26 protein-coding genes and 2 pseudogenes are annotated in these 23,762 nt (G+C 59.5%); 10 read left to right on the forward strand and 18 right to left on the reverse strand.

Going from position 1 to position 23,762, the window contains the following annotated elements:
* Positions 1-566: 566 nt before the first annotated feature.
* The 3 genes from LY284_RS37195 (at position 567) to LY284_RS37205 (ending at position 4,482) form a co-directional block, all read left to right on the forward strand.
* A complete protein-coding gene (locus LY284_RS37195; protein WP_233392212.1) occupies positions 567-800 on the forward strand; it encodes an AbrB/MazE/SpoVT family DNA-binding domain-containing protein in 234 nt (77 codons plus the stop codon).
* A 6-nt stretch (positions 801-806) separates the two neighbouring features.
* On the forward strand, positions 807-1,229 hold the full coding sequence (locus LY284_RS37200) for a PIN domain-containing protein (RefSeq protein WP_233392214.1): 423 nt from the start codon (positions 807-809) through the stop codon (positions 1,227-1,229).
* Between the two features lie 319 nt (positions 1,230-1,548).
* The gene (locus LY284_RS37205; protein WP_233392216.1) at positions 1,549-4,482 is read left to right on the forward strand and encodes a Tn3 family transposase; all 2,934 of its coding nucleotides are present in this window, start codon (positions 1,549-1,551) and stop codon (positions 4,480-4,482) included.
* Between the two features lie 129 nt (positions 4,483-4,611).
* Here LY284_RS37205 and LY284_RS37210 read toward each other — a convergent pair whose 3' ends face one another.
* The 10 genes from LY284_RS37210 to LY284_RS37255 all read right to left on the reverse strand — a co-directional run bounded on the left by LY284_RS37210 (position 4,612) and on the right by LY284_RS37255 (position 14,345).
* Positions 4,612-6,930 carry an integrase family protein gene (locus tag LY284_RS37210; protein WP_233392217.1) on the reverse strand — a complete coding sequence of 773 codons (2,319 nt, stop codon included), beginning with the start codon at positions 6,928-6,930 and terminating at the stop codon, positions 4,612-4,614.
* A 28-nt stretch (positions 6,931-6,958) separates the two neighbouring features.
* Positions 6,959-8,341, reverse strand: a complete 1,383-nt coding sequence (gene gmtY, locus LY284_RS37215) for a gamma-mobile-trio recombinase GmtY (protein ID WP_033536795.1) — start codon at positions 8,339-8,341, stop codon at positions 6,959-6,961.
* Positions 8,342-8,425: 84 nt separating this feature from the next.
* Entirely contained in the window at positions 8,426-9,688 is a 1,263-nt protein-coding gene (locus LY284_RS37220; protein WP_033536794.1) for an MFS transporter, read from the reverse strand.
* The gene (gene arsH / locus LY284_RS37225; RefSeq protein ID WP_033536793.1) at positions 9,639-10,403 is read right to left on the reverse strand and encodes an arsenical resistance protein ArsH; all 765 of its coding nucleotides are present in this window, start codon (positions 10,401-10,403) and stop codon (positions 9,639-9,641) included. Before arsH ends, LY284_RS37220 begins: the two co-directional genes overlap by 50 nt.
* A 12-nt stretch (positions 10,404-10,415) precedes the next feature.
* Entirely contained in the window at positions 10,416-11,114 is a 699-nt protein-coding gene (locus LY284_RS37230; protein WP_144403771.1) for a hypothetical protein, read from the reverse strand.
* 40 nt (positions 11,115-11,154) lie between these two features.
* Positions 11,155-11,982: an arsenic resistance N-acetyltransferase ArsN2 gene (gene arsN2, locus LY284_RS37235; protein ID WP_075583598.1), complete on the reverse strand. Its 828-nt coding sequence runs from the start codon at positions 11,980-11,982 to the stop codon at positions 11,155-11,157.
* Between the two features lie 9 nt (positions 11,983-11,991).
* Positions 11,992-13,053, reverse strand: a complete 1,062-nt coding sequence (arsB, locus tag LY284_RS37240; protein WP_033536791.1) for an ACR3 family arsenite efflux transporter — start codon at positions 13,051-13,053, stop codon at positions 11,992-11,994.
* Complete coding sequence (locus tag LY284_RS37245) at positions 13,040-13,561, reverse strand: arsenate reductase ArsC (protein ID WP_033536790.1); 522 nt, start codon at positions 13,559-13,561, stop codon at positions 13,040-13,042. Before LY284_RS37245 ends, arsB begins: the two co-directional genes overlap by 14 nt.
* Entirely contained in the window at positions 13,558-14,016 is a 459-nt protein-coding gene (locus LY284_RS37250) for an ArsI/CadI family heavy metal resistance metalloenzyme (protein ID WP_033536789.1), read from the reverse strand. Before LY284_RS37250 ends, LY284_RS37245 begins: the two co-directional genes overlap by 4 nt.
* The gene (locus LY284_RS37255; protein WP_075583599.1) at positions 14,013-14,345 is read right to left on the reverse strand and encodes a helix-turn-helix transcriptional regulator; all 333 of its coding nucleotides are present in this window, start codon (positions 14,343-14,345) and stop codon (positions 14,013-14,015) included. The genes LY284_RS37250 and LY284_RS37255 overlap by 4 nt, the downstream gene beginning before the upstream one ends.
* A gap of 277 nt (positions 14,346-14,622) precedes the next feature.
* On the opposite strand from LY284_RS37255, the gene imuA reads away from it, so the two are divergent.
* Positions 14,623-15,306 carry a translesion DNA synthesis-associated protein ImuA gene (gene imuA, locus LY284_RS37260; RefSeq protein WP_033536787.1) on the forward strand — a complete coding sequence of 228 codons (684 nt, stop codon included), beginning with the start codon at positions 14,623-14,625 and terminating at the stop codon, positions 15,304-15,306.
* 54 nt (positions 15,307-15,360) lie between these two features.
* Here imuA and LY284_RS37265 read toward each other — a convergent pair whose 3' ends face one another.
* Positions 15,361-15,570 (reverse strand): hypothetical protein, encoded by a 210-nt coding sequence (locus LY284_RS37265; RefSeq protein ID WP_033536786.1) that lies wholly within the window; start codon positions 15,568-15,570, stop codon positions 15,361-15,363.
* A 104-nt stretch (positions 15,571-15,674) separates the two neighbouring features.
* Here LY284_RS37265 and LY284_RS37270 point away from each other — a divergent pair, with 104 nt between their 5' ends.
* Positions 15,675-16,022: a hypothetical protein gene (locus tag LY284_RS37270; protein ID WP_309243247.1), complete on the forward strand. Its 348-nt coding sequence runs from the start codon at positions 15,675-15,677 to the stop codon at positions 16,020-16,022.
* Here the strand turns inward: LY284_RS37270 and LY284_RS37275 are convergent.
* Positions 16,019-16,453 carry a mercury resistance transcriptional regulator MerR gene (locus tag LY284_RS37275; RefSeq protein WP_003131969.1) on the reverse strand — a complete coding sequence of 145 codons (435 nt, stop codon included), beginning with the start codon at positions 16,451-16,453 and terminating at the stop codon, positions 16,019-16,021. The two genes, LY284_RS37270 and LY284_RS37275, sit on opposite strands and share 4 nt — an antisense overlap.
* Before the next feature lie 71 nt (positions 16,454-16,524).
* Here LY284_RS37275 and merT point away from each other — a divergent pair, with 71 nt between their 5' ends.
* The 5 genes from merT (at position 16,525) to merE (ending at position 19,536) form a co-directional block, all read left to right on the forward strand.
* Positions 16,525-16,875 (forward strand): mercuric ion transporter MerT, encoded by a 351-nt coding sequence (merT, locus tag LY284_RS37280; protein WP_003131974.1) that lies wholly within the window; start codon positions 16,525-16,527, stop codon positions 16,873-16,875.
* A 12-nt stretch (positions 16,876-16,887) separates the two neighbouring features.
* Positions 16,888-17,163, forward strand: a complete 276-nt coding sequence (merP, locus tag LY284_RS37285) for a mercury resistance system periplasmic binding protein MerP (protein WP_003131987.1) — start codon at positions 16,888-16,890, stop codon at positions 17,161-17,163.
* A 71-nt stretch (positions 17,164-17,234) separates the two neighbouring features.
* A complete protein-coding gene (gene merA, locus LY284_RS37290) occupies positions 17,235-18,920 on the forward strand; it encodes a mercury(II) reductase (RefSeq protein WP_003158917.1) in 1,686 nt (561 codons plus the stop codon).
* 17 nt (positions 18,921-18,937) lie between these two features.
* Positions 18,938-19,303, forward strand: a complete 366-nt coding sequence (merD, locus tag LY284_RS37295; protein ID WP_023101948.1) for a mercury resistance co-regulator MerD — start codon at positions 18,938-18,940, stop codon at positions 19,301-19,303.
* Positions 19,300-19,536 (forward strand): broad-spectrum mercury transporter MerE, encoded by a 237-nt coding sequence (gene merE / locus LY284_RS37300; protein WP_001087809.1) that lies wholly within the window; start codon positions 19,300-19,302, stop codon positions 19,534-19,536. Before merD ends, merE begins: the two co-directional genes overlap by 4 nt.
* A gap of 52 nt (positions 19,537-19,588) precedes the next feature.
* Here the strand turns inward: merE and LY284_RS37305 are convergent, their stop codons facing one another.
* The 6 genes and pseudogenes from LY284_RS37305 to LY284_RS37330 all read right to left on the reverse strand — a co-directional run.
* Positions 19,589-20,203, reverse strand: a complete 615-nt coding sequence (locus LY284_RS37305; protein WP_000904941.1) for a recombinase family protein — start codon at positions 20,201-20,203, stop codon at positions 19,589-19,591.
* Between the two features lie 60 nt (positions 20,204-20,263).
* Positions 20,264-20,437 (reverse strand): annotated as a pseudogene (locus tag LY284_RS37310) (TniQ family protein); the annotation flags it as partial.
* A 92-nt stretch (positions 20,438-20,529) separates the two neighbouring features.
* Positions 20,530-22,107, reverse strand: coding sequence for an IS66 family transposase (locus LY284_RS37315; protein WP_035473649.1), 1,578 nt, complete (start codon positions 22,105-22,107; stop codon positions 20,530-20,532).
* Between the two features lie 90 nt (positions 22,108-22,197).
* Positions 22,198-22,551 carry an IS66 family insertion sequence element accessory protein TnpB gene (gene tnpB / locus LY284_RS37320; protein WP_008348826.1) on the reverse strand — a complete coding sequence of 118 codons (354 nt, stop codon included), beginning with the start codon at positions 22,549-22,551 and terminating at the stop codon, positions 22,198-22,200.
* Positions 22,551-23,018, reverse strand: coding sequence for a transposase (locus LY284_RS37325; protein WP_083909450.1), 468 nt, complete (start codon positions 23,016-23,018; stop codon positions 22,551-22,553). Before LY284_RS37325 ends, tnpB begins: the two co-directional genes overlap by 1 nt.
* Before the next feature lie 85 nt (positions 23,019-23,103).
* Positions 23,104-23,748: pseudogene (locus tag LY284_RS37330) on the reverse strand (TniQ family protein); the annotation flags it as partial.
* Positions 23,749-23,762: the final 14 nt, after the last annotated feature.

A 23,762-nucleotide genomic window follows, 5' to 3' on the forward strand; every position in this document is an offset into this window, starting at 1 on the left:
GGCGCTGTTTAGCGCGCAGGTTTCGGTGCCGCACTAGAGGCTTCGACAGTGCAGTGGTTACTTTCCTAAGACAGTGGGCTGTCTGTTGGCTGACCATTTTAGGCGTGGAAACGGGTGAAACGGCGTTAGTATCGGTAAGTTTTCGGACGCGTTCACGCGAGTCGCCAGTCGTAGTCGGCGCCGGGGCTAGCATGGCAGCGCATCGGCCAAGATAACGTGACACGAATCGTCGGACACCTCGAAGGTGACGCACCGGGCAGGATCAGCGATCAGCATCTGAGTCAGCATTCCTATGTTTTTGACGTTCTTCCGACCGCCCGACACTTTCGATCGCTGCCACCGTCGTCGCCGGAGGTCGGTTCTTATCTGCCCGGCGATGGGCACTGACTCGACCCGATCCTAAGAAGGGTGCATGCGGGAGAGCCGACAAGCATCGGCGGCGTGTTGAAAACCGCGCTCGCAGGGTAAGTGTTCGCGGGTCAGGAGGTCACCACGCCTTGGACTTGATACAACCCCGGATCGGATATACAATTATATTAAAGTGTATCCATGCCATGGGAGTGATCATGCAGGTCGCGAAATGGGGTAATAGCCTTGCCGTGCGGTTGCCCGCAAGTGTCGTCGATGCGCTGGGCTTGAAGGAAGGCGACGATATTGAGATTTACGCTGCCGATTCTGGCGCGTTCTCGGTCAGCAAAAAGCCGACCGTTGCCGAGCGGATTGAGCGCCTGCGCAAGTATCGGGGACGTCTGCCCGCGGACTTTAAGTTTGATCGCGAATCGCTCAGCGACCGGGGATAACGCCGAATGACAGTGGCCGCACCGACTCGGTTCGCCGTCGATAGCAACATACTCGTCTATCTGTTTTCGGACGATACCGCAAAGGCCGACAGGGCTGAGGCATTGGTGGCTAGCGGAAATTTCAGGCCAGTCATCAGTACTCAGGTGATGAACGAGGTCACGCTTGTGATGAGCCGGAAGATGGGCTTATCGTGGCCTGAGATCGAGCACATCTTGGACGATGTCGAAGTGTTTTGCGAAGTCGTGCCGCTGACACTTGAAGTTCATAAAGAAGCACGTCGGATTGCAGCGCACTACGGATTCAGGTTTTACGATTCCTGCATTATTGCTTTCGCATTGCTCGCGGATTGCGAAGTCCTCTACAGCGAAGACATGCACCACGGTCAAGTCATCTTCGACCAGCTGACCGTGATAAACCCGTTTTCTTGAGCAGATGGGTCTATTGACTGAACAACTGCGCGTCTTATTGCTTGATCGTAGGCTCGCCGCGGAGCCGTACACAGTCATTAATGAGCACCGTTATTTGACATAACCTAACTTATCGCATTTTAATTTTGGTAGGCCTTATGTCAAGGACCATCGGCTGACTGGGCTCGTTATGCGTCACGTTATGTCAATTTCCACGAATTGCCGCTAGTGCTGTCGGCTGGACAGCCGATGCCAGGTCGGCATCCCGATTTGTACCGTAGCGCCGCCGATTTTGCGCCGCTAGGCTGGATCGCTTCGTGATCGCCGCGGAGCACAGACGATGGAAAGCTGGCGAACAGGCTATCTTGGGATCCGTCAAGTACCCCGCGATCTGAGCGAGTTTGAACTCAACACTTTCTTCACGTTCTCGAAGCAAGAGATCGCGCTCATCGAGACGCGGCGATCTGATTTATATCGTCTCGCCGTTGCGTTGCACGTCGGGTTCGTACGAATGTCCGGCCGATCGCTGGATTCCTATCGCCAGATACCTGCGATGCTGTGGCGGCACCTCGGTCGACAATTGCATGTCCAGCCGCCCGATCTCGGAACGCTGCGCTCGATCTACGACGGACGCTTCGATACGCTGTCCGACCATCAACGATTTGCTCAAATCATCGCGAACTTCCGCACGATCTCAGAGCACCAACGTCGATACGTGATCCGTTGGCTGAAAGAACAATTGACGGGTCGCCTAGAGCGCGGCCAATTGGGCAACGACCTGAAGCAATGGTTCTACGAACATCGGATCGTCATACCCAACGAACGGACAATCCGACAGTTCATCGTCCAAGCAGTTCGCGATATCGAGAGTTCGCTCCACGAGGAATTTCAGCGAACCTTCGGCCCGGAGAAATTGGACAGCTGGGCACGCCTTTTACCCCAGCCACACAAGGAGTACGTGAGCCTGCAGGGCTGGCTTTGGGCTGTGCCGCTCCGTGGTTCGACTCAGCAGATGGGTGAAGTGCTGGATAAGATTAATCTCCTTACCATGCACGGCGTCGCATCCCCATGGCCAAGCGCATGCAACGATGCAATTGTTCGCTATTACGCTCGTCGCTGTGCCAACCGCTCTCCATCCATCAGCAAACGGATCGCGCCGCAAAGCCGGAGGCTCGAGGCCGCCTGTTTCATGCGTTATTCGCTGTGCACGGCGACCGATCACGTACTCACGATGCTCCGGCGCTGGGTGCAGAAAGTCGTGAATGATGCATCTCGCGCGCTCGACGCGGCGAAGAACAAGCTTGACGATCAGCTTCGCGAGTTCGCCCTGGCTGTGAAGGCGTTGGCGATTGACGAGTCCCTGTCGCGCGAACAGCTTGGTAGCGCGCTCTGTGAACTGGCCGACACAGTTCTCTGCCCACCGCAAAGCCGCCGCAGCCTCATGCGGCAGCATCTAATCGGCAAGCGACACTCGGCACGGAACCTATTGATGCGGATAGTGCAACTGCCCTTCGAGGCTGATTCCACTCATCCCGTACTCGACGCGATCGTTCTGCTTCGAGATCTTTATCGCCGTCACGCTTACTTACTGCCCGATGGGTTGAATATTCGTCTGGGTCGCGCGTGGCGCGAAGCGATCGACGGATTCGACCGAATCAAAGCCATGAAGGCGTTCGAATGGGCCACGTTGTTCGCCCTGCGCGTCGCGCTTCGCAACGGATCCGTCTATGTGGAGCATAGTTTCGCGTTCCGTAGTCGAACGCGCATGTTGATTCCGATGGGGGAGTGGATCGCCAAACGCAACAATCTTTACGGGCAACTGGGTCTTCCGCAAGATCCCAAGGAATTTCTCGATCCGATCCTTGCACTTCTCGATCAAAGGCTTGATCTCTTGCTCGAAGCGGTGAAGCAAGGGGATGTGCAAGTTGATACGGCCGTTCATTTGAGTCCGCTCAATGCCCAGCCGGCGGACAACGAAGCGGATCGCCTGCGACAGGCGATCTACCAGGCGCATCCGCAGGGGCAACTACCGGAGATCATCCTCGAGATCGATAGCGCAACACGATTCAGTTGGCTTTTGCTCGGGCGTGAACCTCGCTCACGAGTGGAACTGCTGATGGTCTATTCTGCCGTGCTCGCGCATGGAACATCTCTCTCGGCCGCGGAACTCTCTAGGATGGTGCCCGAGGTGTCAGGCGACGCGATCCGGCAAATGATGAAACGCTTGGCGGACGAGAGAAAGCTGAGGCTTGCCGCCGATGCAGTTCTTGAGTTCATGCACGAGCACCCTATCGCTGCTCACTGGGGCCGTTCTGATCTCGCGTCTTCCGACATGATGTCGCTCGAAACCACACGAAAGGTATGGCAGGCTCGGGCAGATCCAAGGCGTCGCTCGGCATCCATCGGAATGTACACACACGTGCTCGATCGTTGGGGCATCTTTTACGATCAGCCGATCGTTTTGAATGAGCGGCAAGCAGGTGCGGCCATCGAAGGTGTCGTGCGCCAGAGTGCCACGAAAGACATCGCTCAGCTCGCTGTCGACACGCATGGGTACACCGATTTCGCGATGGGCCTGGCCCGCGCGCTTGGATTTGATCTCTGCCCTCGCCTGTCGCATCTTCGTGATCGTCGGCTTCACGTTCCTCGCAGCCAGGACGTGCCGCAAGAGCTTTGCGCCGTGACAGACCGCGACATCAGACTTGACCTCATCGCTGAAGTCTGGGACGAGTTTGTCAGGATTGCTGCATCGATTCGCTCAGGAAAATGTACTGCAGTGGAAGCCCTAACCCGCTTCGGCTCAGCAGCGCGTGGGCAGCCGGTCTATGACGGAGGCGTCCACATCGGTCGGCTTTTCCGTAGCATCTTCCTGATCGATTACTTCACGAACACGACATTCCGGACGGAGCTGCAGCACGTGTTGAATCGGGGCGAGGCCGTGCATGTGGTTCAACGCGCGATTCATGTTGGACGCATCCCAGTCGAATTGGCACGGCGCGAAGATTCGCTCTCAGCCGTGTCTTCCGCATTGACGCTGCTTGCGAACATTCTGATGGCATGGAACACGACCCACATGCAGCATGCGCTCGAGGCGCTGCAAGCCTCCGGAGGCGAATCGCCTGGAGCCGAACAGCTCAGAAGGATTGCGCCGACGCATCTGGAGGGCATCAACCTGCGCGGGACCTTCATTTTTCCGGTTGGGCGCTACGCAAGCAGACTCCTTCCAAGCTTGGTTCAAGGTACGGCGACGCGTGACGCCACTCAGCGCGCATAGCGATGCGCCGGATCACGCTCGAGGGTAGACAACAAGTCCTTGATCTAAAAAGGCATTATTTTGGCGCCAGAACGCAAAGCCTTGTCGGAGCTAGAGCGCCCTAACCCGGAATTTGCACGGAAATCAAGGTCACCCCAATATCGCCTTGCCAGCATCGAGATCAGGATAGAGTTCGACGTCTTCGCAAACTCCAGCAAGCTGAAGCAATTCCGATTCGGTGTCTTCAAACGCGATATGCACGTCGCTCGCGGTGCCCACGGCCACCAGTTGAGTAGAGTCTTCGACGAGCCGGTCGAGCGCGGCCTTACAGCGTTCAATGAGCCGCCAACAAGCGGTGAGATCCTCCGCGAAGTCGTTGAATCGCTTCATCGATCCTTCCCACACGCGCTCTGCTTGCCGAAAGGTATCGAGATGAAGGAAGACCTCGCCAGCGTCTTCAGCGTCAGCTTTCTGCTTCTTCAGATCAAGAAGCACGCCCTCATTCGCGAGGCAAGCATTGCGGGCCTCGTCGAAATGGTAGGCGATCGTGTTGAAGTGCGCGGCGAGCGATGGAAGGTAGTGAGGCTCCGTCACAAACCAGCGGCATCGAACGCAGTTGCGATTCCCTCCCGGAACGGGAGCGTGCTTTGCGTTGCCAACAGCAGTACCTGGCAGAACCATCGGACCTCCGTTGTGGCATCCACCAATCGAACGGTTCTCCATCGAATCGCTGGCGTTTCCTCCAGCGAGGCACAGGCCGTGGTGCATTGGCATCCAGCCCAACGCGTTTCTTGCCGCTGGATGCTCAGCGATTGCATCTGCAACACTACCTACACTATTGCAGATCGCGCTTTGCACAAGTTCCTCGTGCGCAGTATCGAGCAGGAAATTCTGAATGCTCGCATTCTTATTGGCATCCAAACGAGCCTTCGCATCGAGGAGGACATCGCGAATATGGGTGGCTCCAGGCTTGGTGTAATACAAGGTCATGACCAACCGGCTATGACCGACAAGCTTCTGCAGCACAGGGAACGGCACCTGGCCTTCCAAGGCCAGGGCGGTGACAAGGGAGACTCGCAAACTGTGAAGTGGGAACAACGTCCTCTTCTTGGATTGGGGCGGCAGCAGCCGAATCGGCGTTCCATTGTGGTGAGTCTCGGAACGCACGGCGAGCCGTGATTCAAATGCCTTCAGCAAATAGAACCAGCACGAATTGAGCGCCTGATCCTGAAGCGGAAAGTTACGCATTTGTGCCGTTGGGTATTCTGGCAATCGGAAGAGAAAGCACGCGTCGGGATAGCGCGCCAACTGGAAATCAGTCTTGACGATGATATGTCGACGATCCAGTTCGGCCCATGAGGTTCGACGGGAGATGGGGTTGTACTTCTCTTGCCAGTTACGCAGCTTCTCGATCCAGTAGAAAACATTCTGGTGAACTGCTCCGCCGTGCATCCACGGCAGCAAATAGCCCTTCTCCGGCCCTGACTTCGAAACATCGGCAGTCTTGTTCGTGTTGATATACAGGACCGCTAGTGGGTCCTCGCTGCTGCTGCGATCATAGTCGCGCCTGAACACACCCTGCTGTAGCGGTCGAAATTCGCTCCCCTGCGCAATCTCATTGCTGTTCAGTTCCCAACGACCTGCCATATAGCGCCAGGTGTCTGCCTCTCCAGAGTCAAGCACACGGACCTGGCTAGTGCGTAACGGCAAGATGAGCTTCACAAGCAATGCGACCCAGCGCACTGGACTCCACATCTGCAACACTTGACCACCGCGATAGTTTCGACTCAGCTTACGTATGCGCCACACGCAATCCGGATCGTCGCGATCAATCTCGTCTTCGGTCACGTCGAACCAATCAGGTGCGCTCGCACCCATATGGCCGATCTTGCTCCCGAGCGCCCCTTGCGCCCATTGCCAGTCGCGAAAATGGGGTCCCGCCGCCAGCATCTGCCGAAGTTGGTCGATGTAGCCATAGGGCAGCGGTGAGTAAACGCTCTCGCCGCGCTTCGGCAACCCCGCTTTCGACATACGACGTACCGGGTTGCGATAGCCCTGCATTAATACGGCATTATCGTCTTTACCAATCTGACTGAAATGCCGAAGCAACACAAACTGCAGAAAAGCGTGGATAAGATTATTCGCGCTGATGCCCCAAGGAGAGTCAGGACACGCCGTTCGGTGAAATTCTGGAACCTGTGTCGTTTGCGCCAGGAATACACTCGGGTCCAGCGGCAGGCTCTGCAGAATGAGGTAGCGCTCGAAGAAAGTCGATAGGGCCTGCAGTCTCTGGTGTAGACCATGCGTTTCCCCACCGAGCCACTCCAAGGCGAAGACTCTCCAGGCTGCAAGTTCTGGATAGAACTCCACCACCCAGGCCAGGGTTGCATCCGAATCGCGTCGCATGCTGCGCTCGGTCCTTGCCGCCTTGCGACGCCCCTTCGGTTTAGTTGGAGAGGTCTTGTACATGTGTTTGCTCGGTCACGTGGAGATGTGGTTAGTCCGATGAACGGACCAAATCCGACAGAGGCGTCGTAAGAAGTCCATCCAGCCGGTGCGCCGCTTGCTGAAGTGCTTCTCGGGCTTCGCTAAAGCTTGCTTGTGTGTAGATCTCCTGGCTCTCGATGGAGGCGTGATGCATGAAGCGGCGAATCATCGACTTATCGATCTCTGCACGCCTCAAGCGCTGGCCGTAGGCGTGTCTGTGCCCGTGAGGGGTGGTGCCAAGCGCCTTACCGACCTCGAGTCCTATGCGTTTGCATGCGGCCGCATGAGCCTTGTTGTATTGAGTGAGGGTGTACATTGCACCGTATGGCGCGTGTCGAAGGTTCACGAAGGCGAAGGGATGATCCCGGTCAAAATGCGCCAGCTGCTTCAGATAGCGTTGCCATAACTCGAGAAACCACTCGCCATACTCCGGCACGAACCAGTAAGCTTGCTTGTAGTAAGGGCCGTCGTGCATACTGCCTTTCCAGCCGGCATGGCGACGGTCCATCAGGTCTGTACGCGGCACAAGGCGGAAGCGCTGGCCGAGGTATTCTGCTCGGTTCGAGTTACGCGGTCGTCCTCGCTCGTCACACCAATCGGCAGGCGCGATCCCGTAGTGCGGATGGTGGATGAGGACCTTGGCTTGACGCGGGTCCTGTGGATCTGGAAATACGTCCTGAACGTAAAGGTGAAAAGGCTCCGACTCTCGAAATCCCGCGCCATGGAGCAGTAGCGTGATCAAGATGCCACGATAGTCGTAACGATCGCCGTTGCGAAAGCCTTTGAAGAGCAACGCTTCAAAGTGACGTTCTGGAAAAGCTGGCGGCTCACCTCGCGCGACCCTCGGGATTCTCCCGTAGCGAAGCCAATATCGTGTGGCGCGCGCGGTGGAATTCGACGACCACGTATGCCCAAGGAAGGCCTTGCTTCTACGATATTGGTAAGCGGCTTCATCAATCTGTCGATCGAACGTGCTGCCGAGGTACCGAGGATTGACGCTGGCTGCTTCAGGACGAACTTCGCCCAACCAATTGAAGAAGTCGCTCAAATGGATGATGATGCGTGCCGCGTCGTGCGGCGAGCGAGGTGGCCAGCAAAGGCCCGTGGCGTCGAGTCCTGTTTCGCGATTGAACGTTCCTGTGTACAGGCGCTTCGCGAAATTCTGAAACAGTTGATGAGGGTCGCGTTCGGCGGGGTTGAGCTGAATGTACTCAAGAAAGAGCCGCACCGATCGCGTCACCTTGCGCATCCATTCCAGACTGCGATCGTGGCTTCTATGCAGGAAATAATCAATCAGCGGCTCGAGTATCCCCGTCGCGGCAAGCAAGGCGGGGATCTCAGTGTAGACGCCGGTTTCGTCCGTGAGGACCTTTGCTCTGATGCTGACGAACATCGCTCGACAGAAATAGCAAACATCCTACGCACGCTTTAAGTCACCACGTTGACCGTTGTAAGTCATCGCTGCTCCTGAATCGACTCACCGATGAGAGAGCCGTGCCGGCGCGCACTTCGCTGCGATAAAAAAGCTGAAGGCGGATAGCGACGAGACAAGCAACACCGTCCATTCGACGGCGACATACCCATGCGTCAGTCCCCAGATGCTCGCCGCTGCGATGGGCGCGATGCCCTTCGCAATGTTCGACGGAAACGACAGCATGCCGCTGATCGCGCCGTAGCCCTCCGTCCACAGAAACTGCTGGACGATCGTGCCGCGCAGGATCGTCATCATGCCGTTGGCGGCGCCATAGCAGAGCGCGAAGATCCACAATAGCGCAGCGGATTTGCCAGCCACGATCAGGACGACCGTCGAGACGGGAAAGAGTGTCACCACGATGAAACCAACTGTCGTGATGGTGACCTTGCGATCGAATGCGAACCAGACCGCGCGGGCGATGACTTGCGCGGGTCCGATCAGCGCCATGGTGATGACCAGAACCGTGTTGGTGACGCCGCGCTCGACCATCAACGGAACCAGATGAAATGTGAGCGCGGCGAAGGTCGCGTAGTAGGTTGTGAAGCACAGCGCGAGCGCCCAGAAGGTAGGCGTGCGCAGTGCACGTCGCGTTGCCGCAGCATCGACCGCCATGCGCTCCGCGCTCGGCTGGGAAGCGTTCGGGTCGATTCGTGAGGAGCGGATCGCGACGACATGAATCGGCAGGCAAATGATTAGATTGCACGCGGCCAGTGCGACGAGCGCGAGACGCCAACCGGCCACATCCACGAGGAACTGCGTGATCGGAATGAAAACCGTGCTCGCGAATCCCGCAACGAGCGTCACCAGTGTGATCTTGGTCTTGTATCGCAGCGGATAGCGATGCGTGAGCACGGCGAAGAGCGGGTCATAGAAGGTCGCCGCCATCGACAAGCCCAAGCCGATCCACGCTACGAAGAGAATCGTGAGCGACGATGTGGCGGACCACATCAGCAGCATGGCTGCCGCGATCAGCGATCCGATGGACATGACCCGACGTCCGAGCCCGTGGTCGATCCATTTGCCCACCGGATATGCTGCGAAGCCCGAGACCAGCAGTCCGAGCGAGAGGGCCGCATTCGTGGACGTGCGGCTCCAGCCCATCGTCTGCTCCATGGGTACGACCAGCAGCGAAAACGAATAGTAGACCGAGCCCCACGACACCAGTTGGGCGAGCGCGAGCGCCCAGGTGGCCAGTGATTCGGCGCGATCCGTCGAATTACTCGACTTCACTGTCGTCGGTGTCGGCGTTCTGTGTGCTGTGCTCATGGCTCATTGCTGCATTGGCGAGGGCGGAAACAGATGTAGGGGTCTTCTCTTTACGCTCGCTGTACCTGTCGGTCAGGTAATCCGAGCGGTCGCGCACGAGCAGCGTGAATTTATAGAGCTCCTCCATCACATCGACCACGCGGTCGTAGTACGGCGATGGCTTCATGCGTCCGTCCTCATCGAACTCTTGAAACGCCTTGGCAACGGAGCTCTGGTTGGGAATGGTCACCATCCGCATCCAGCGGCCAAGCACGCGCAAAGCGTTCACCGCATTGAAGGATTGCGAGCCTCCCGACACCTGCATGACCGCTAGCGTGCGCCCTTGCGTCGGCCGGATGCTACCGGAATCGAGCGGCAGCCAGTCGATCTGATTCTTGAACACGCCGGTCAGTGCGCCATGTCGTTCCGGGCTGCACCACACTTGGCCCTCGGACCAGATGGACGCTTCGCGCAATTCGACGACCTTTGGGTGGTCTGCGGGCACGCTGTCGGCGAGTGGCAGGCCATGCGGATCAAACACTCTGGTCTCAGCGCCGAACTGCCGGAGGATGCGTTCAGCTTCAAGCGTCAGCAGCCTGCTGTACGACGTGGGTCGAAGTGAACCGTACAGTAGGAGGATTCGGGGCGGGTGCTGCGAAATCGCATGCGCCTCAAGCTTCGCGAGATCGGGTATGTCGAGATGCGAGGCGCTGACGTGCGGCAGGTCGTTGATCATATAGATGTGCGGTTACAGATGGCTCGTGTCGACGTCCGACTTGCCAATCCGGAAGGCTCCGCAACAAAAGTGGCGTGCGGACATTAGCGCCGACGCTATCGACGAAGCCAAACTGCCTTCCGCCCCGTTGCGCGTTTCAGCGACTCGCGCTTCGTCGCTCGTTAGAAGTCCAACACCGTTCGTGTCACAAAACCGAGCGAGTCGCGATCCCTCGTACCGGTCGTTTAATCGGTACAGCGCGCCTGACAGGCTGTGCTCCCTGCGGCCATTCACCAGAATCGCATAGACCTTGAATCCGTCGTCAGAGAGGCGGTTGCGTGTTTGCAGGAGCGGAGCTTGCCAGTTACAGCGCGGGACCTGAAACAGGGTTGGCACATCGAGTAACAGGACAGCAGCCGCTGTTGTGCCGCCTAAGACAAATCGCATCAAGTCCTCATGCCCGCTTCGAGTCGCGGTTAAATCCATTGCTTCCGCGAACTGCCCGGCCTCCCGGCCAAGCGATCGTAAGAGTGCATCGATCAAGGTTGAGGTGGACATACTGACTGACTGCAAAGCAGCGGGTACATTCGATCCAGCGATGTTCCTGAGTCTCGCGCTGCTGGACTTCCGTGCCGGGCGCAATCGAAGCGCGATCGCAGCCGTCATCGGGTTGCAGCGCGAGCCAGAGGAACCAACCCACAACGAGGGTGCTGTGATGTCAACATTGTTCATGACTGGACTCCAATTAAGTGCCATCCCGCGCTCGCGCGAGCTACAGGGTAATGGCACGCGACATGAGTACCGCACTGGCCGGACACAGGGTGCAAGCCTGTTGCGTCATTAGGATCGTTGGGGGCGCCGCCTCGCGCATGACGGCCCTGAAACCAGTCTTCTCGAAAAAGGCCGAGGTGTCCGTCGTGAGCAGCCATGCAGTGCGAGCACCTGCATCGAATGCCTCGTGCAGCAATACAAATAGCAGGTTGCGACCGATGCCCATGCCTCGATGCCCGGACGCGACGACGATCGAACGGACGAGCGCATCACTACCGTACCGTTCGAATCCACCGTAGCCGATGTGTACACCGGCTAGCGTGCTGAACTTAAAGAATGCGCGTCCGGGCTCGGACAGGTCATCGACCGGTAGTTGGGCATCCCTCATAGTCTGCACGAAGGTGGCGTCGTCGCCCGGGATTGCCCGGGCGACGATGAACGGTACGCCATCCTCCTTTAGCATCTCGCGCTCGGGTGCATGAGCCAGTACGTCAACAACAGCGTCCGAAGGTCGGCATAGACGTGTGCCGCGCGGCGTCACGACAATCGGTCGATTGATCAGCATCGGATGGACCAGCATCGCGTCAATCAGTTGCGCATCGGTCAATGCCGCATCGTCGAGTCCGAGTTCCGCATACGGCGTGCCTTTGATCCGGAGTATGTCCCTGACCGCCAGTCCGGTGTCCGTGATGATCCGCTCGAGCGTTGCGCGATCCGGTGGTGTCTTCAGATACTCGATGACGCATAGGTCTTCACCGGCTTCGCGCAACATAGCGAGGACATTGCGCGACGTACCGCAATCAGGGTTGTGGTAAATGATGATGCTCACGCCCGCTCCTCACGCGGTCTCGTACCAGCGCTGCGAGCGGTTCACAACGCCAACCACGAGCAGCATGACTGGCACCTCAATCAGCACGCCAACGACAGTCGCGAGCGCCGCGCCCGACTGGAAGCCGAACAGGCTGATCGCGGTCGCGACGGCCAGCTCGAAGAAATTGCTTGCGCCGATTAGACTCGAAGGCCCGGCTACGCAATGCGCCACACGGAGCTTACGGTTCAGCAAATAGGCCAGCCCGGAGTTCAGAAAGACTTGAATGAGGATCGGGACAGCGAGCATCGCGATGACCAGCGGCTCGCGGACAATAGCCTGCCCCTGGAAGGCGAACAGGAGGACGAGCGTAGCGAGAAGCGCGCATATCGAATAGGGGCCCAGACGAGACACCGTTCGATTGAAGTGTGGCTCACCCTTCGCGAGAAGCGTGCGACGCAGGACCTGCGCAATGACCACTGGGATGATGATGTAGAGACCCACCGACGCGATGAGCGTATTCCAGGGGACAGTGATGGCGGATAGGCCAAGGAGAAGCGCCACGATCGGTGCGAACGCAACGATCATAATCGCGTCGTTCAGCGCCACTTGCGACAAGGTGAAATAGGGATCGCCCTTGCAAAGCTGCGACCAGACGAACACCATCGCCGTGCAAGGGGCGGCGGCCAGCAGAATGAGGCCGGCAATGTAGCTGTCGAGTTGCGCTGCAGGCAGCCAGGGAGCGAAGACGTGGCGCACGAAGATCCATCCGAGCAGCGCCATGGAGAAAGGCTTGACCAGCCAGTTCACGAATAGCGTGACACCGATCCCGCGCCAATGGCCTTTGATCTGGGCCATCGCACCAAAGTCGATCTTGATGAGCATCGGGATGATCATCACCCAGATGAGCACGCCAACTGGCAGATTGACCTGCGCGATCTCCATGCGACCGATAGCCTGGAACAACGACGGCAACCATTGGCCCAGCGCGATGCCCGCGATGATGCACAGCGCGACCCACACCGTCAGGTATCGCTCGAAGAAGCCAATGACGGGGCGGCCCGCGCGAGCAACCGAATCAGTGCTGCTCATTGGATTCCTCGGCCGGACGTTCGCCAATTGCACGCACTTCCTTCTGCGCTGCATTGCGATCAAGTATGTTCAACGGCAGGTTCACAAACTGACTCACCCGCGTCAGGATCTGCCGGTAGACCTTCGTAAAGACTGCGCGCTTCTGCTCGTCGCTGCCCACAAATGCGGCAGGATCCTCAAAGCCCCAGTGCGCGGTGATCGGCTTGCCGGGCCAGATCGGGCAGACCTCTCCCGCCGCCTGGTCGCATACGGTGATCACGAAGTCCATTTGCGGTGCGTCCGGCGTACCGAACTCATCCCAGCTCTTGCTGCGTAGCCCTGCCGTGTCGTAGTCCAGTGATTCGCAACGCTCGAGCGCAAACGGATTGACCGCACCTGACGGATGACTACCTGCGCTGAACGCATGGAAGCGGCCCTTGCCGAGTGTGTTGAAGAGCGCTTCGGCCATGATGCTTCGGGCACTATTGCCCGTGCAGAGGACCAGAACGTTGTAGGTCTTGTTGCTCACGTGGCGCTCCGTTTAATATCTGCGCCCGCGCAGCAGGCATTTGAAGAAACGTAGGTACTGCGTGAACGGTCGCGCGACTCACCATAAACTGGAGCATGCTCAAGCGTTCTAAATGTCTCCCACGCGACTCCCTGAGGATCGACAGTCCACGCCTTGTCCGACTTTGCGTAACAACAAGTCGTCGCCGTCTGGTTTGAAACAGGCAGCTCAGCGCTTGCAAAGCGGGCTCGCATCTCGGCGAGTTCATCATCTGACTCGACCTGGATGCCAAGATGATCGATGCCCGGCTTCACGCCACGCTTCGAAATGGCGAAGTTGACCTTAGGATCGCTCAACTCCCACTTGCGATAGTCCGACTTCGATACGGTCGGCTCCGTGCCTCCGAACATAGCAACGTAAAAGCGAGTGCTCGCTTCGAGGTCTTCGACAGCGACATGAATGTGCATGCGTTTCATGATTTAGCTCCTGTGCATTGCGGCACACCTTGAACGGAACAGTCGGCGCCAGCACAGCAGTTCTCAGTCAAAAACCCGAGCAAGCCGTTCATCGCGTCGAAATTGGCTGAATAGAAGATGAATCGTCCCTGCTGGACGCTGTTGACGAGGCCAGCATGCGACAGGTCTTTAAGGTGAAACGACAGACCGGATGGCGAGAGGCCAAGCTGCTGAGCGATCTCACCAGCCGGCATGCCTTCGGGGCCCGCGACAACCAGTGCGCGGAAGATCGCCAGGCGCGATTCATGAGCGAGCGCGCCGAGCGCGCGTACAACGAGGTTCGAGTCCATGGCAGCATCATAGACCTGTCGATTCAAAGATTCAAGTAATCTTGAAACGACAGAGCGACAGTGTTTGGTCGATTAATTAGGGACGGGAAATAGCGGGCGGAATCGAAGAAGATTGGACTCGACCTCCAACCTGGAACTCAAACACTTGGGCTAGAATACCTGTATATTTATACAGTACTTCTGGAGCTAAATCGTGAGTCGGACTGCGTTAGCCGCACAGCAGTTACGCACGCCCGAGGAACGGGCGCGCTCCATCGATGCTGCGCTCGACAGAAATATGTATTCGGAGTCGGGGGGAATAACCTTGTGGCGCGGAGCGCAGCTGGCGCGGGGCGGTGGACGGACGATCGATACAGGCTATGCCAGCCTCTCGACGGAGCTGCCGGGCGGTGGATGGCCCTTGGGCGCACTCACTGAGATGATGCTCCAGCAGACAGGCATTGGGGAGCTGCGCCTGCTGGCTCCGGCGCTCGCCGCCACGAAGCGACCCATCACCTTGGTCCAGCCACCGCAAGAGCCAAATGCTCCGGGGCTCGCGTATGTGGGCGTCCCGCTGGAAAACACCTTGCTGTTACGGCCCAAAACGACTGCCGACTCCCTGTGGTCTGCAGAGCAGATCCTCCGTGCGGGGACGTGCGGCGCGCTTCTTTTCTGGCAAAACCACGTCAAAGCGGAATGGCTGAGGCGGCTGCAGGTCGTCGCGAAGTCAAGCGAAACCCTGTTTGTCGTTTTCAGACCGTTGGCGGCCGCGATGGACCCGTCGCCGGCTGAATTGCGGCTCTCGGTCCGGCCAACAACTGACGGCGTGTCCGTCGAAGTCGTTAAACGAAAGGGACCTGCCGCCGCGCAGCCGATCGTGGTCGAGCTTCACCCGTCGCCCGTGCTGCTCAGCCGCCACGCCAGGACCCGCCGTCCTGCGACCGTAAGTCGACGAAGCCTCGCCGAGACCACGTCGGCGTGACGAACGCGGACACGGCGCGTCGGTCGTGTTAACGTTACGGGCACCGCCCCGAGGTTAGTCTTTGCTGCCCAGCTCGCTATGTTTGTGGGAGTGGGTCGCACCATGAATCAGTTCGTAATGCGCGCCCTTGCCGCTGCGGGTTGGGGGGAAATGCTCGCCTTCGACACACGTCACTTCAAAGCCACTTCCGCCGTCGCCTTCCCGGACTACCTTGTAGATGCCCGAGGTCTTCACAATCTCGCCGGGTTTATGCTGCTCTGCCATGTCTTCCTCCGCGGTTGTTCTTCGCCGACGAGCAACCGCTGTGCCTCCGCCGGAGGAGGCACACGACGTGCGCATGCTCTGCACCGATTCCGCAAGGCCTTCCCATGATTGACGTGCGACGACTGCGCAGATTAGGGGCCGTCAGGGCTGAAATGCCCGGTCGTATCGCGCCGCAGCTTGCCGTGCTCGCGAAGCAGCCGCCGGCGACAGGGCAATGGTCTTACGAGATCAAGTTCGATGGCTATCGGCTGCTATCGAAATGCGTGGCGGGCGTGCCGACGTTTTACACGCGCAACGGCCATGACTGGACCGATCGTCTGCCGGCGCTGGCCGACTCCCTTGGCTCCTTGCCAGTGAAAAGCGTCTGGCTCGACGGCGAAGCTGTCGTGCTCAATGAAAGCGGCCTGCCCGACTTGGGGTCGTCTCAGAAAACGGAAAATAAAGCACGCTAAGGCATAGCCGAACCTGCCAAGCTTGCTCCACCCTGTAGTGACGCGATCAGCGGGCAGGAAACGTTCCCCCTTCGCGCATGGCAGGCGCACACCAACTCAGACAGCACGGCCTCCATGCGCGCCAGGTCAGCCATTTTCTCGCGCACGTCCTTGAGCTTGTGCTCGGCCAGACTGCTGGCTTCCTCGCAATGGGTGCCATCCTCCAGCCGCAGCAGCTCGGCGATCTCATCCAGGCTGAAGCCCAGCCGCTGGGCTGATTTCACGAAGCGCACCCGCGTTACATCCGCCTCGCCATAGCGGCGGATGCTGCCATAGGGCTTGTCAGGCTCCAGCAACAAGCCCTTGCGCTGATAGAAACGGATGGTCTCCACATTGACCCCGGCCGCCTTGGCGAAAACGCCAATGGTCAGGTTCTCCAAATTGTTTTCCATATCGCTTGACTCCGTACATGAGTACGGAAGTAAGGTTACGCTATCCAATTTCAATTCGAAAGGACAAGCGCATGTCTGAACCAAAAACCGGGCGCGGCGCGCTCTTCACTGGAGGGCTTGCCGCCATCCTCGCCTCGGCTTGCTGCCTCGGGCCGTTGGTTCTGATCGCCTTGGGGTTCAGCGGCGCTTGGATCGGCAACTTGGCGGTGTTGGAACCCTATCGCCCCATCTTTATCGGCGTGGCGCTGGTGGCGTTGTTCTTCGCCTGGCGGCGCATCTACCGGCAGGCAGCGGCCTGCAAACCGGGTGAGGTCTGCGCGATTCCCCAAGTGCGAGCTACTTACAAGCTCATTTTCTGGATCGTGGCCGCGCTGGTTCTGGTCGCGCTCGGATTTCCCTACGTCATGCCATTTTTCTACTGATCGGAGTTCACCATGAAGAAACTGTTTGCCTCCCTCGCCCTCGCCGCCGTTGTTGCCCCCGTCTGGGCCGCCACCCAGACCGTCACGCTGTCCGTACCGGGCATGACCTGCTCCGCCTGCCCGATCACTGTCAAGAAGGCGATTTCCAAGGTCGAAGGCGTCAGCAAAGTTGACGTGACTTTCGAGACACGCCAAGCGGTCGTCACCTTCGACGATGCCAAGACCAGCGTGCAGAAGCTGACCAAGGCAACCGCAGACGCGGGCTATCCGTCCAGCGTCAAGCAGTGAGTCACTGAAAACGGCACCGCAGCACAACGGACGTCATTGTCTGGCGCCACAAACGATAAAGGATCTGTTGCATGACCCATCTAAAAATCACCGGCATGACTTGCGACTCGTGCGCGGCGCACGTCAAGGAAGCGCTGGAAAAAGTGCCAGGCGTGCAGTCGGCGCTGGTGTCCTATCCGAAGGGCACAGCGCAACTCGCCATCGTGCCGGGCACATCGCCGGACGCGCTGACTGCCGCCGTGGCCGGACTGGGCTACAAGGCAACGCTAGCCGATGCGCCACTGGCGGACAACCGCGTCGGACTGCTCGACAAGGTGCGGGGATGGATGGCCGCCGCCGAAAAGCACAGTGGCAACGAGCCCCCGGTGCAGGTAGCGGTCATTGGCAGCGGTGGAGCCGCGATGGCGGCGGCGCTGAAAGCCGTCGAGCAAGGCGCGCAGGTCACGCTGATCGAGCGCGGCACCATCGGCGGCACCTGCGTCAATGTCGGCTGTGTGCCGTCCAAGATCATGATCCGCGCCGCCCACATCGCCCATCTGCGCCGGGAAAGCCCGTTCGATGGCGGTATTGCGGCAACTGTGCCTACGATTGACCGCAGTAAGCTGCTGGCCCAGCAGCAGGCCCGCGTCGACGAACTGCGGCACGCCAAGTACGAAGGCATCCTGGGCGGTAATCCGGCCATCACCGTTGTGCACGGTGAGGCGCGCTTCAAGGACGACCAGAGCCTTACCGTCCGTTTGAACGAGGGTGGCGAGCGCGTCGTGATGTTCGACCGCTGCCTGGTCGCCACGGGTGCCAGCCCGGCGGTCCCGCCGATTCCGGGCTTGAAAGAGTCACCCTACTGGACTTCCACCGAGGCCCTGGCGAGCGACACCATTCCCGAACGCCTTGCCGTAATCGGCTCGTCGGTGGTGGCGCTGGAGCTGGCGCAAGCCTTTGCCCGGCTGGGCAGCAAGGTCACGGTCCTGGCGCGCAATACCTTGTTCTTCCGTGAAGACCCGGCCATCGGCGAGGCGGTGACAGCCGCTTTCCGTGCCGAGGGCATCGAGGTGCTGGAGCACACGCAAGCCAGCCAGGTCGCCCATATGGACGGTGAATTCGTGCTGACCACCACGCACGGTGAATTGCGCGCCGACAAACTGCTGGTTGCCACCGGTCGGACACCGAACACGCGCAGCCTCGCGCTGGACGCAGCGGGGGTCACTGTCAATGCGCAAGGTGCCATCGCCATCGACCAAGGCATGCGCACGAGCAACCCGAACATCTACGCGGCCGGCGACTGCACCGACCAGCCGCAGTTCGTCTATGTGGCGGCAGCGGCCGGCACCCGTGCCGCGATCAACATGACCGGCGGCGATGCGGCGCTCGACCTGACCGCAATGCCGGCCGTGGTGTTCACCGATCCGCAAGTGGCGACCGTGGGCTACAGCGAGGCGGAAGCCCACCACGACGGGATCGAGACCGACAGCCGCACCTTGACCTTGGACAACGTGCCGCGTGCGCTCGCCAACTTCGACACACGCGGCTTCATCAAGTTGGTTATCGAGGAAGGCAGCCATCGGCTGATCGGCGTACAGGCGGTCGCGCCGGAAGCGGGTGAACTGATCCAGACGGCGGCTCTGGCCATTCGCAACCGCATGACGGTGCAGGAACTGGCCGACCAGTTGTTCCCCTACCTGACGATGGTCGAGGGGTTGAAGCTCGCGGCGCAGACCTTCAACAAGGATGTGAAGCAGCTTTCCTGCTGCGCCGGGTGAGAAAAAGGAGGTGTTCAATGAACGCCTACACGGTGTCCCGGCTGGCTCTTGATGCCGGGGTGAGCGTGCATATCGTGCGCGACTACCTGCTGCGCGGATTGCTGCGTCCGGTGGCGTGCACCCCGGGCGGCTATGGCCTGTTCGATGATGCCGCCTTGCAACGGCTGTGCTTCGTGCGGGCGGCCTTCGAGGCGGGCATCGGCCTGGACGCGCTGGCGCGGCTGTGCCGGGCGCTGGATGCTGCGGACGGCGATGAAGCGGCCGCGCAGCTTGCCGTTCTGCGCCAGTTCGTCGAGCGTCGGCGCGAAGCGTTGGCCGATCTGGAGGTGCAGTTGGCCACCATGCCGACCGAGCCGGCACAGCACGCGGAGAGTCTGCCATGAACAGCCCCGAGCGCTTGCCGTCCGAGACGCACAAACCGATCACCGGCTACCTGTGGGGCGCGCTGGCCGTGCTCACCTGTCCCTGCCATTTGCCGATTCTCGCCATTGTGCTGGCCGGCACGACGGCCGGCGCGTTCATCGGAGAGTACTGGGGTATCGCAGCCCTCACGCTGACCGGTTTGTTCGTCCTGTCTGTGACACGACTGCTGCGGGCCTTCAAAGATCGATCATGAGCGCTTCCCATTGAGACAAACCACGCTGTCGCTACGTTGCCTCATGCCGGCATCAAATTCGGCTGAGTAGCTTCTCGCCATCTGGACGTAGCTCACCCTTGGGTGAAACATGCCGATACAGGGTCTGCCGCGTGACGCCAAGTTCCTGGCACAGGTCGCCGACCTTGGTCTCTGGCTGACCCATTGCCGCCATCGCCAGCCGCAGCTTGGCGGCGGTCATCTTGAACGGCCGGCCGCCTTTCCGCCCGCGCGCGCGGGCCGAGGCTAGGCCGGCAATCGTGCGCTCCGCGATCAACTCGCGCTCGAACTCGGCCAGGGCGGCGAAGATGCCAAAGACCAGCTTGCCGGCGGCGGTCGTGGTGTCGATGGCCGCGCCGTGCCCGGTTAATACCTTCAAGCCGATGCCGCGCCCAGTCAGGTCGTGCACGGTGTTGATGAGATGTCGCAGGTCGCGTCCGAGCCGATCCAGTTTCCACACGACCAGTGTGTCGCCAGTTCGCAACGCCTTCAGGCAGCTCGTCAAGCCGGGCCGATCCTCGCGCATGCCGGATGCCTGGTCCTCGTAAAGATGTACTGGATCGACCCCGGCGGCAATCAGCGCGTCGCGCTGCAAATCGGTAGCCTGGGAGCCGTCCGCCTTCGATACCCGCATGTAGCCTATCAGCATGTCGTACCTGTCACATATACGTTCGATTATGTGACAGTGTGCGCCGGAAAGCTCAGGCCGTCAAAAGTTGTCACTTAACCCGTCATTCTGTCTAAGACATGCAAAGGGTCCATCAGGCTCGTAATGTGACAGAAATTCCGGCGGGATGCCTTCCTTCACGAAGGTGGCTCGCAACCGTTCCAGGGAAGCTGGGTCGCGCCGACCATAGGAAGCCAACGCGAACAGCGTAAGCGCTAATTTGAGCGCATCGGCGCGCGCATGAATTTCGCCGAGCGCCGCAAATCTGTTTGCGTGGAAGCGTGACGATTGCGTGTGATTTTCTTTGCTCAGCCGGCGTCGATCGGAACCCGAGACTGCATGAACCGAAATGGCAGTAGGTCGCTTATGTCGGCGTCTTGTGCTCGTTGAGGCAGTTGGGTCAGTACGTGAAGCAGGTACGCGTATGGCTCGACGTTGCACGCGCGGCATGTAAGCACGAGACTGTAGATGACGGCGCTGGCTTTTGCTCCGGCGACCGTGTCGCTGAAGAGCCAAACCTTTCTGCTGGTGGCAAACGGGCGAATGTCCCGTTCCGCGATGTTGTTGTCCACTGGGGCTTGCCCGTCGCCGACGTAACGGCTGAGATACTCCCATTGGTTAAGCGTGTAGTTGATCGCATCGCCCAGCGCGCTTTCGGGTGGCACTTGAGGTGCTTGCTCATCCAGCCAAGCTTTGAATGCCTCAAGCAGCGCAACGCTGTGCTGCTGTCGCAGTCGTAAGGTATAGCTAGCAGGCGTTTCCCCGCTCGGAGGTTTCTCTCGCGCGAGTGCTTCGACGCGGTAAAGTCGCTGGAAGAATTCGAGTGCTTGCTGCGCGCGTTTGCCTAATTTCTTCTGCGTCTTCAGAGCATCTACGAATCCGCGTCGCGCATGAGCAAGGCAGCCGAAGTGGGTCACACCTTTGACTGTTCGCCAGGCGCTATAACCGTCGGACATCACCGCGCCTTTGTAGTCCGCGAGAAACGCCTGAGGGTATTGCTTGCCGCGTCCAGGTTGATAGTCGAACAACACTACAGGCTCTTCGCTATCCTGCCCGCTGCGGTACAGCCACATGTAAGACTGGCTTTGTGCGGCCTTACCCGGTTCCTTCAGCACCTGAACGGTCGTCTCGTCGCCATGAATCAGCGGCTGCGACAGCAACGTCTTGCGTAACTCCCGGTACAGGCGGTCGAGATGCAATTGCGTTGGCTTAATGACCCAGTGCCCCAGCGTGCCTCGGCCCACCGGAATGTTCGCACGCCCGAGCGCCTCTTCCATCCGGTATAGCGGCGTGCCGTCGACGTATTTACCCGTCATCACCGTGGCGATCAAGGCCGCGCTCGCCCGACTGCCTGGCAATGGTTGGGCCGGCATCGGCGCGGTAAGAATCGGCGTACGTTCAGCGACACGCTCGCAATGACGGCACGCATATTTGAACCGAACATGCTGCAGGACTGAAGCCTTCACTTCGATATGCAGTTGTTCGCTGATTTCCTCGCCCATACGATGCATCGCGTTGCTGCAGCAGGGGCAGATCTTCTGCTCCACGGGCAAGTCGTACTCGATTCGCTGACGCGGAAGATCTGCAGGCAGAGGCTTGCGTCCTCGTTTGCGGCGAGCAGGCTCGGCCGCCTCCGGCAGACCTGTGTCTGGTAAGTCGAGTTCGTCTACGTCCTCATCAAGGTCCTCAATGGCGATCTGCTCGGCCTCGTCGAACACCCGATCTTGGAGCTTCTCGCTGCTTGGCGCGAAGCGCTTGTGTTGCGCGAGCCGGAATTGTTCCTCGAGATGGCGAACGCGTTCGCCCAACTGGCGGTTGCTGGCCTCGAGCTCGCGTATGTAAGCCTGCGCGGCAGGAGGCAATTGGGAGAATTCGCGTTCATCCATGGTACCCACAGTAGCGAATGGCAACGCTCGATGGGTTTACGGAAATTTGTAACAGCTATTGGGACCGTCGCTTGCACGAGGCGCGCCGCATCAGCTCGTATGATGGTACTGCCGGGCCGGATGACGTCGGACAGCGTCGATGTCGATGCCGTCTAAAAGCCAATGCAGCTGCTCGGTCGTCAACTCGATCACAGGCTGCTTCCGGGATGGCCACACGAAATGGTCTGCCTCGAGGCGTTTCAACATCAGCCAGAAGCCCGAACGCTCGTACAACAAGAGCTTGACGCGGTTGCGCTTGCGATTATGGAACGCGAACACGGCGCGAGCGAAGGGGTCGAGCTGCATCGACTGCTCAACCAACGCCGTGAGGCTGTTGATTCCCGCCCTAAAGTCAATCGGTTCGCGATGCAAATAAACGCGGAGGTCGGAATCAAGGCGGAACATCAACGCTCTCCCAGCGCGGCGATCAAGGCCGTGACGAGCGGCGCATCGTGCCGTGAGCACTCAAGTTCGACTGTTACCCCGTTCGGGAGGTGCGCTGACAGGCGCGCCGTTGGTCGCGACGCAGTCGCAGGTTGCGTGGGACTCGATGACGCCGGCAACTTCGCGAGCTCGAGGGCGGGCTGCGTAGAGCTCGGTTCGATAGCAAGGACCGGGATGAAGGCCGCCGCTGACGGCTCAACCGTGTTTCGTGCTGCACGAGCAGAGTTGGCCTTCTCATGTAGCCTTATCCACTTGTGAAGCTGGTTTGCGTTTACCTGTGCCCTGAGTGCGAGTCCGGCAATTGACGCCCCCGGTCGCAAGCACGCCTGAATCAGTCGGCGCTTGCCTTCAGGGTCGTACCTTCGTTTGCCGTTGGAGCATTCTCGGATGACTCGGAGTGGCAGAAAGTCAAACTCATCGTCGCTCATGGTCTGCGTCCGCAATGTGGGTTGCGGACGCAATCGTCGCTCTTAACGCCCCTCGAAGAAAGGTGTGCTCGTTTTAGCGCTTACCGAACAGCGAGCGTGCCGTCTCGGGGTTGTGCCGCGCTTCAATGATGGCTTCATCGATGGCCTGGACTGCACGTTGCCAGTGATTGACGGGTTCGGGCTTCGGCGCTTTCGCCGGCAGGCCACTGGTGAACTCGGTTTGGGGCTCGGACCAGAATAGCTTTGCATGCTCGCCAGGCGGGCTTATATCCCTCACCTCGATCAAGCTGATTGCCGTTGCCGCAGCCTCCAGCATCTGCAACCCTACTGCTAGGTTCAGGGTTTCATACGGTCGCCACAGACTTTGCCCAGCACGCAGCGGATACCCACAGCGTTCCCAGATCAGGCGGAGATACCCCGCGTAGGTTCCGCACGCCGAAAGCGGGGTGTTCAGCTCATCAAGCAGCGTGCGTAGCAGCCGAAACCACAATCCGGCGTGGATGCGTCGGCGCGGCAGCTCAACATGGCCGGTCGTCAGTGCCTGCCAGGTACGCCGGTCCATCGTCGCAATCGCGTCGCTGGCCGTGCGTGGGTCGGCGTCGGCGTTTTCCCAGCCGAGAAACCGCCCAGGCACGCCCCAATACGATTCCAGCCAGCACCCATGCAGCGGGCAGCTCAGCATCAGGGGCAGCTTCCACGCAAGCAATACGGCTTGGTTTGCCGGATTGTTCGTAAGCGGTCAGT

The organism is Caballeronia sp. PC1 (assembly GCF_021353155.1).
In the GTDB taxonomy this organism is placed as follows: domain Bacteria; phylum Pseudomonadota; class Gammaproteobacteria; order Burkholderiales; family Burkholderiaceae; genus Caballeronia; species Caballeronia cordobensis.

What these genes read in the sequence shown, in the direction of transcription:
- LY284_RS37195 (WP_233392212.1), top strand. Translation starts at nt 567, where the DNA reads ATGCAGGTCGCGAAATGGGGTAATAGCCTTGCCGTGCGGTTGCCCGCA.
- LY284_RS37200 (WP_233392214.1), top strand. Translation starts at nt 807, where the DNA reads ATGACAGTGGCCGCACCGACTCGGTTCGCCGTCGATAGCAACATACTC.
- LY284_RS37205 (WP_233392216.1), top strand. Translation starts at nt 1,549, where the DNA reads ATGGAAAGCTGGCGAACAGGCTATCTTGGGATCCGTCAAGTACCCCGC.
- LY284_RS37210 (WP_233392217.1), bottom strand. Translation starts at nt 6,930, where the DNA reads ATGTACAAGACCTCTCCAACTAAACCGAAGGGGCGTCGCAAGGCGGCA.
- gmtY (WP_033536795.1), bottom strand. Translation starts at nt 8,341, where the DNA reads ATGTTCGTCAGCATCAGAGCAAAGGTCCTCACGGACGAAACCGGCGTC.
- LY284_RS37220 (WP_033536794.1), bottom strand. Translation starts at nt 9,688, where the DNA reads ATGAGCACAGCACACAGAACGCCGACACCGACGACAGTGAAGTCGAGT.
- arsH (WP_033536793.1), bottom strand. Translation starts at nt 10,403, where the DNA reads ATGATCAACGACCTGCCGCACGTCAGCGCCTCGCATCTCGACATACCC.
- LY284_RS37230 (WP_144403771.1), bottom strand. Translation starts at nt 11,114, where the DNA reads ATGAACAATGTTGACATCACAGCACCCTCGTTGTGGGTTGGTTCCTCT.
- arsB (WP_033536791.1), bottom strand. Translation starts at nt 13,053, where the DNA reads ATGAGCAGCACTGATTCGGTTGCTCGCGCGGGCCGCCCCGTCATTGGC.
- LY284_RS37250 (WP_033536789.1), bottom strand. Translation starts at nt 14,016, where the DNA reads ATGAAACGCATGCACATTCATGTCGCTGTCGAAGACCTCGAAGCGAGC.
- LY284_RS37255 (WP_075583599.1), bottom strand. Translation starts at nt 14,345, where the DNA reads ATGGACTCGAACCTCGTTGTACGCGCGCTCGGCGCGCTCGCTCATGAA.
- imuA (WP_033536787.1), top strand. Translation starts at nt 14,623, where the DNA reads ATGTATTCGGAGTCGGGGGGAATAACCTTGTGGCGCGGAGCGCAGCTG.
- LY284_RS37265 (WP_033536786.1), bottom strand. Translation starts at nt 15,570, where the DNA reads ATGGCAGAGCAGCATAAACCCGGCGAGATTGTGAAGACCTCGGGCATC.
- LY284_RS37270 (WP_309243247.1), top strand. Translation starts at nt 15,675, where the DNA reads ATGATTGACGTGCGACGACTGCGCAGATTAGGGGCCGTCAGGGCTGAA.
- LY284_RS37275 (WP_003131969.1), bottom strand. Translation starts at nt 16,453, where the DNA reads ATGGAAAACAATTTGGAGAACCTGACCATTGGCGTTTTCGCCAAGGCG.
- merT (WP_003131974.1), top strand. Translation starts at nt 16,525, where the DNA reads ATGTCTGAACCAAAAACCGGGCGCGGCGCGCTCTTCACTGGAGGGCTT.
- merP (WP_003131987.1), top strand. Translation starts at nt 16,888, where the DNA reads ATGAAGAAACTGTTTGCCTCCCTCGCCCTCGCCGCCGTTGTTGCCCCC.
- merA (WP_003158917.1), top strand. Translation starts at nt 17,235, where the DNA reads ATGACCCATCTAAAAATCACCGGCATGACTTGCGACTCGTGCGCGGCG.
- merD (WP_023101948.1), top strand. Translation starts at nt 18,938, where the DNA reads ATGAACGCCTACACGGTGTCCCGGCTGGCTCTTGATGCCGGGGTGAGC.
- merE (WP_001087809.1), top strand. Translation starts at nt 19,300, where the DNA reads ATGAACAGCCCCGAGCGCTTGCCGTCCGAGACGCACAAACCGATCACC.
- LY284_RS37305 (WP_000904941.1), bottom strand. Translation starts at nt 20,203, where the DNA reads ATGCTGATAGGCTACATGCGGGTATCGAAGGCGGACGGCTCCCAGGCT.
- LY284_RS37315 (WP_035473649.1), bottom strand. Translation starts at nt 22,107, where the DNA reads ATGGATGAACGCGAATTCTCCCAATTGCCTCCTGCCGCGCAGGCTTAC.
- tnpB (WP_008348826.1), bottom strand. Translation starts at nt 22,551, where the DNA reads ATGTTCCGCCTTGATTCCGACCTCCGCGTTTATTTGCATCGCGAACCG.
- LY284_RS37325 (WP_083909450.1), bottom strand. Translation starts at nt 23,018, where the DNA reads ATGAGCGACGATGAGTTTGACTTTCTGCCACTCCGAGTCATCCGAGAA.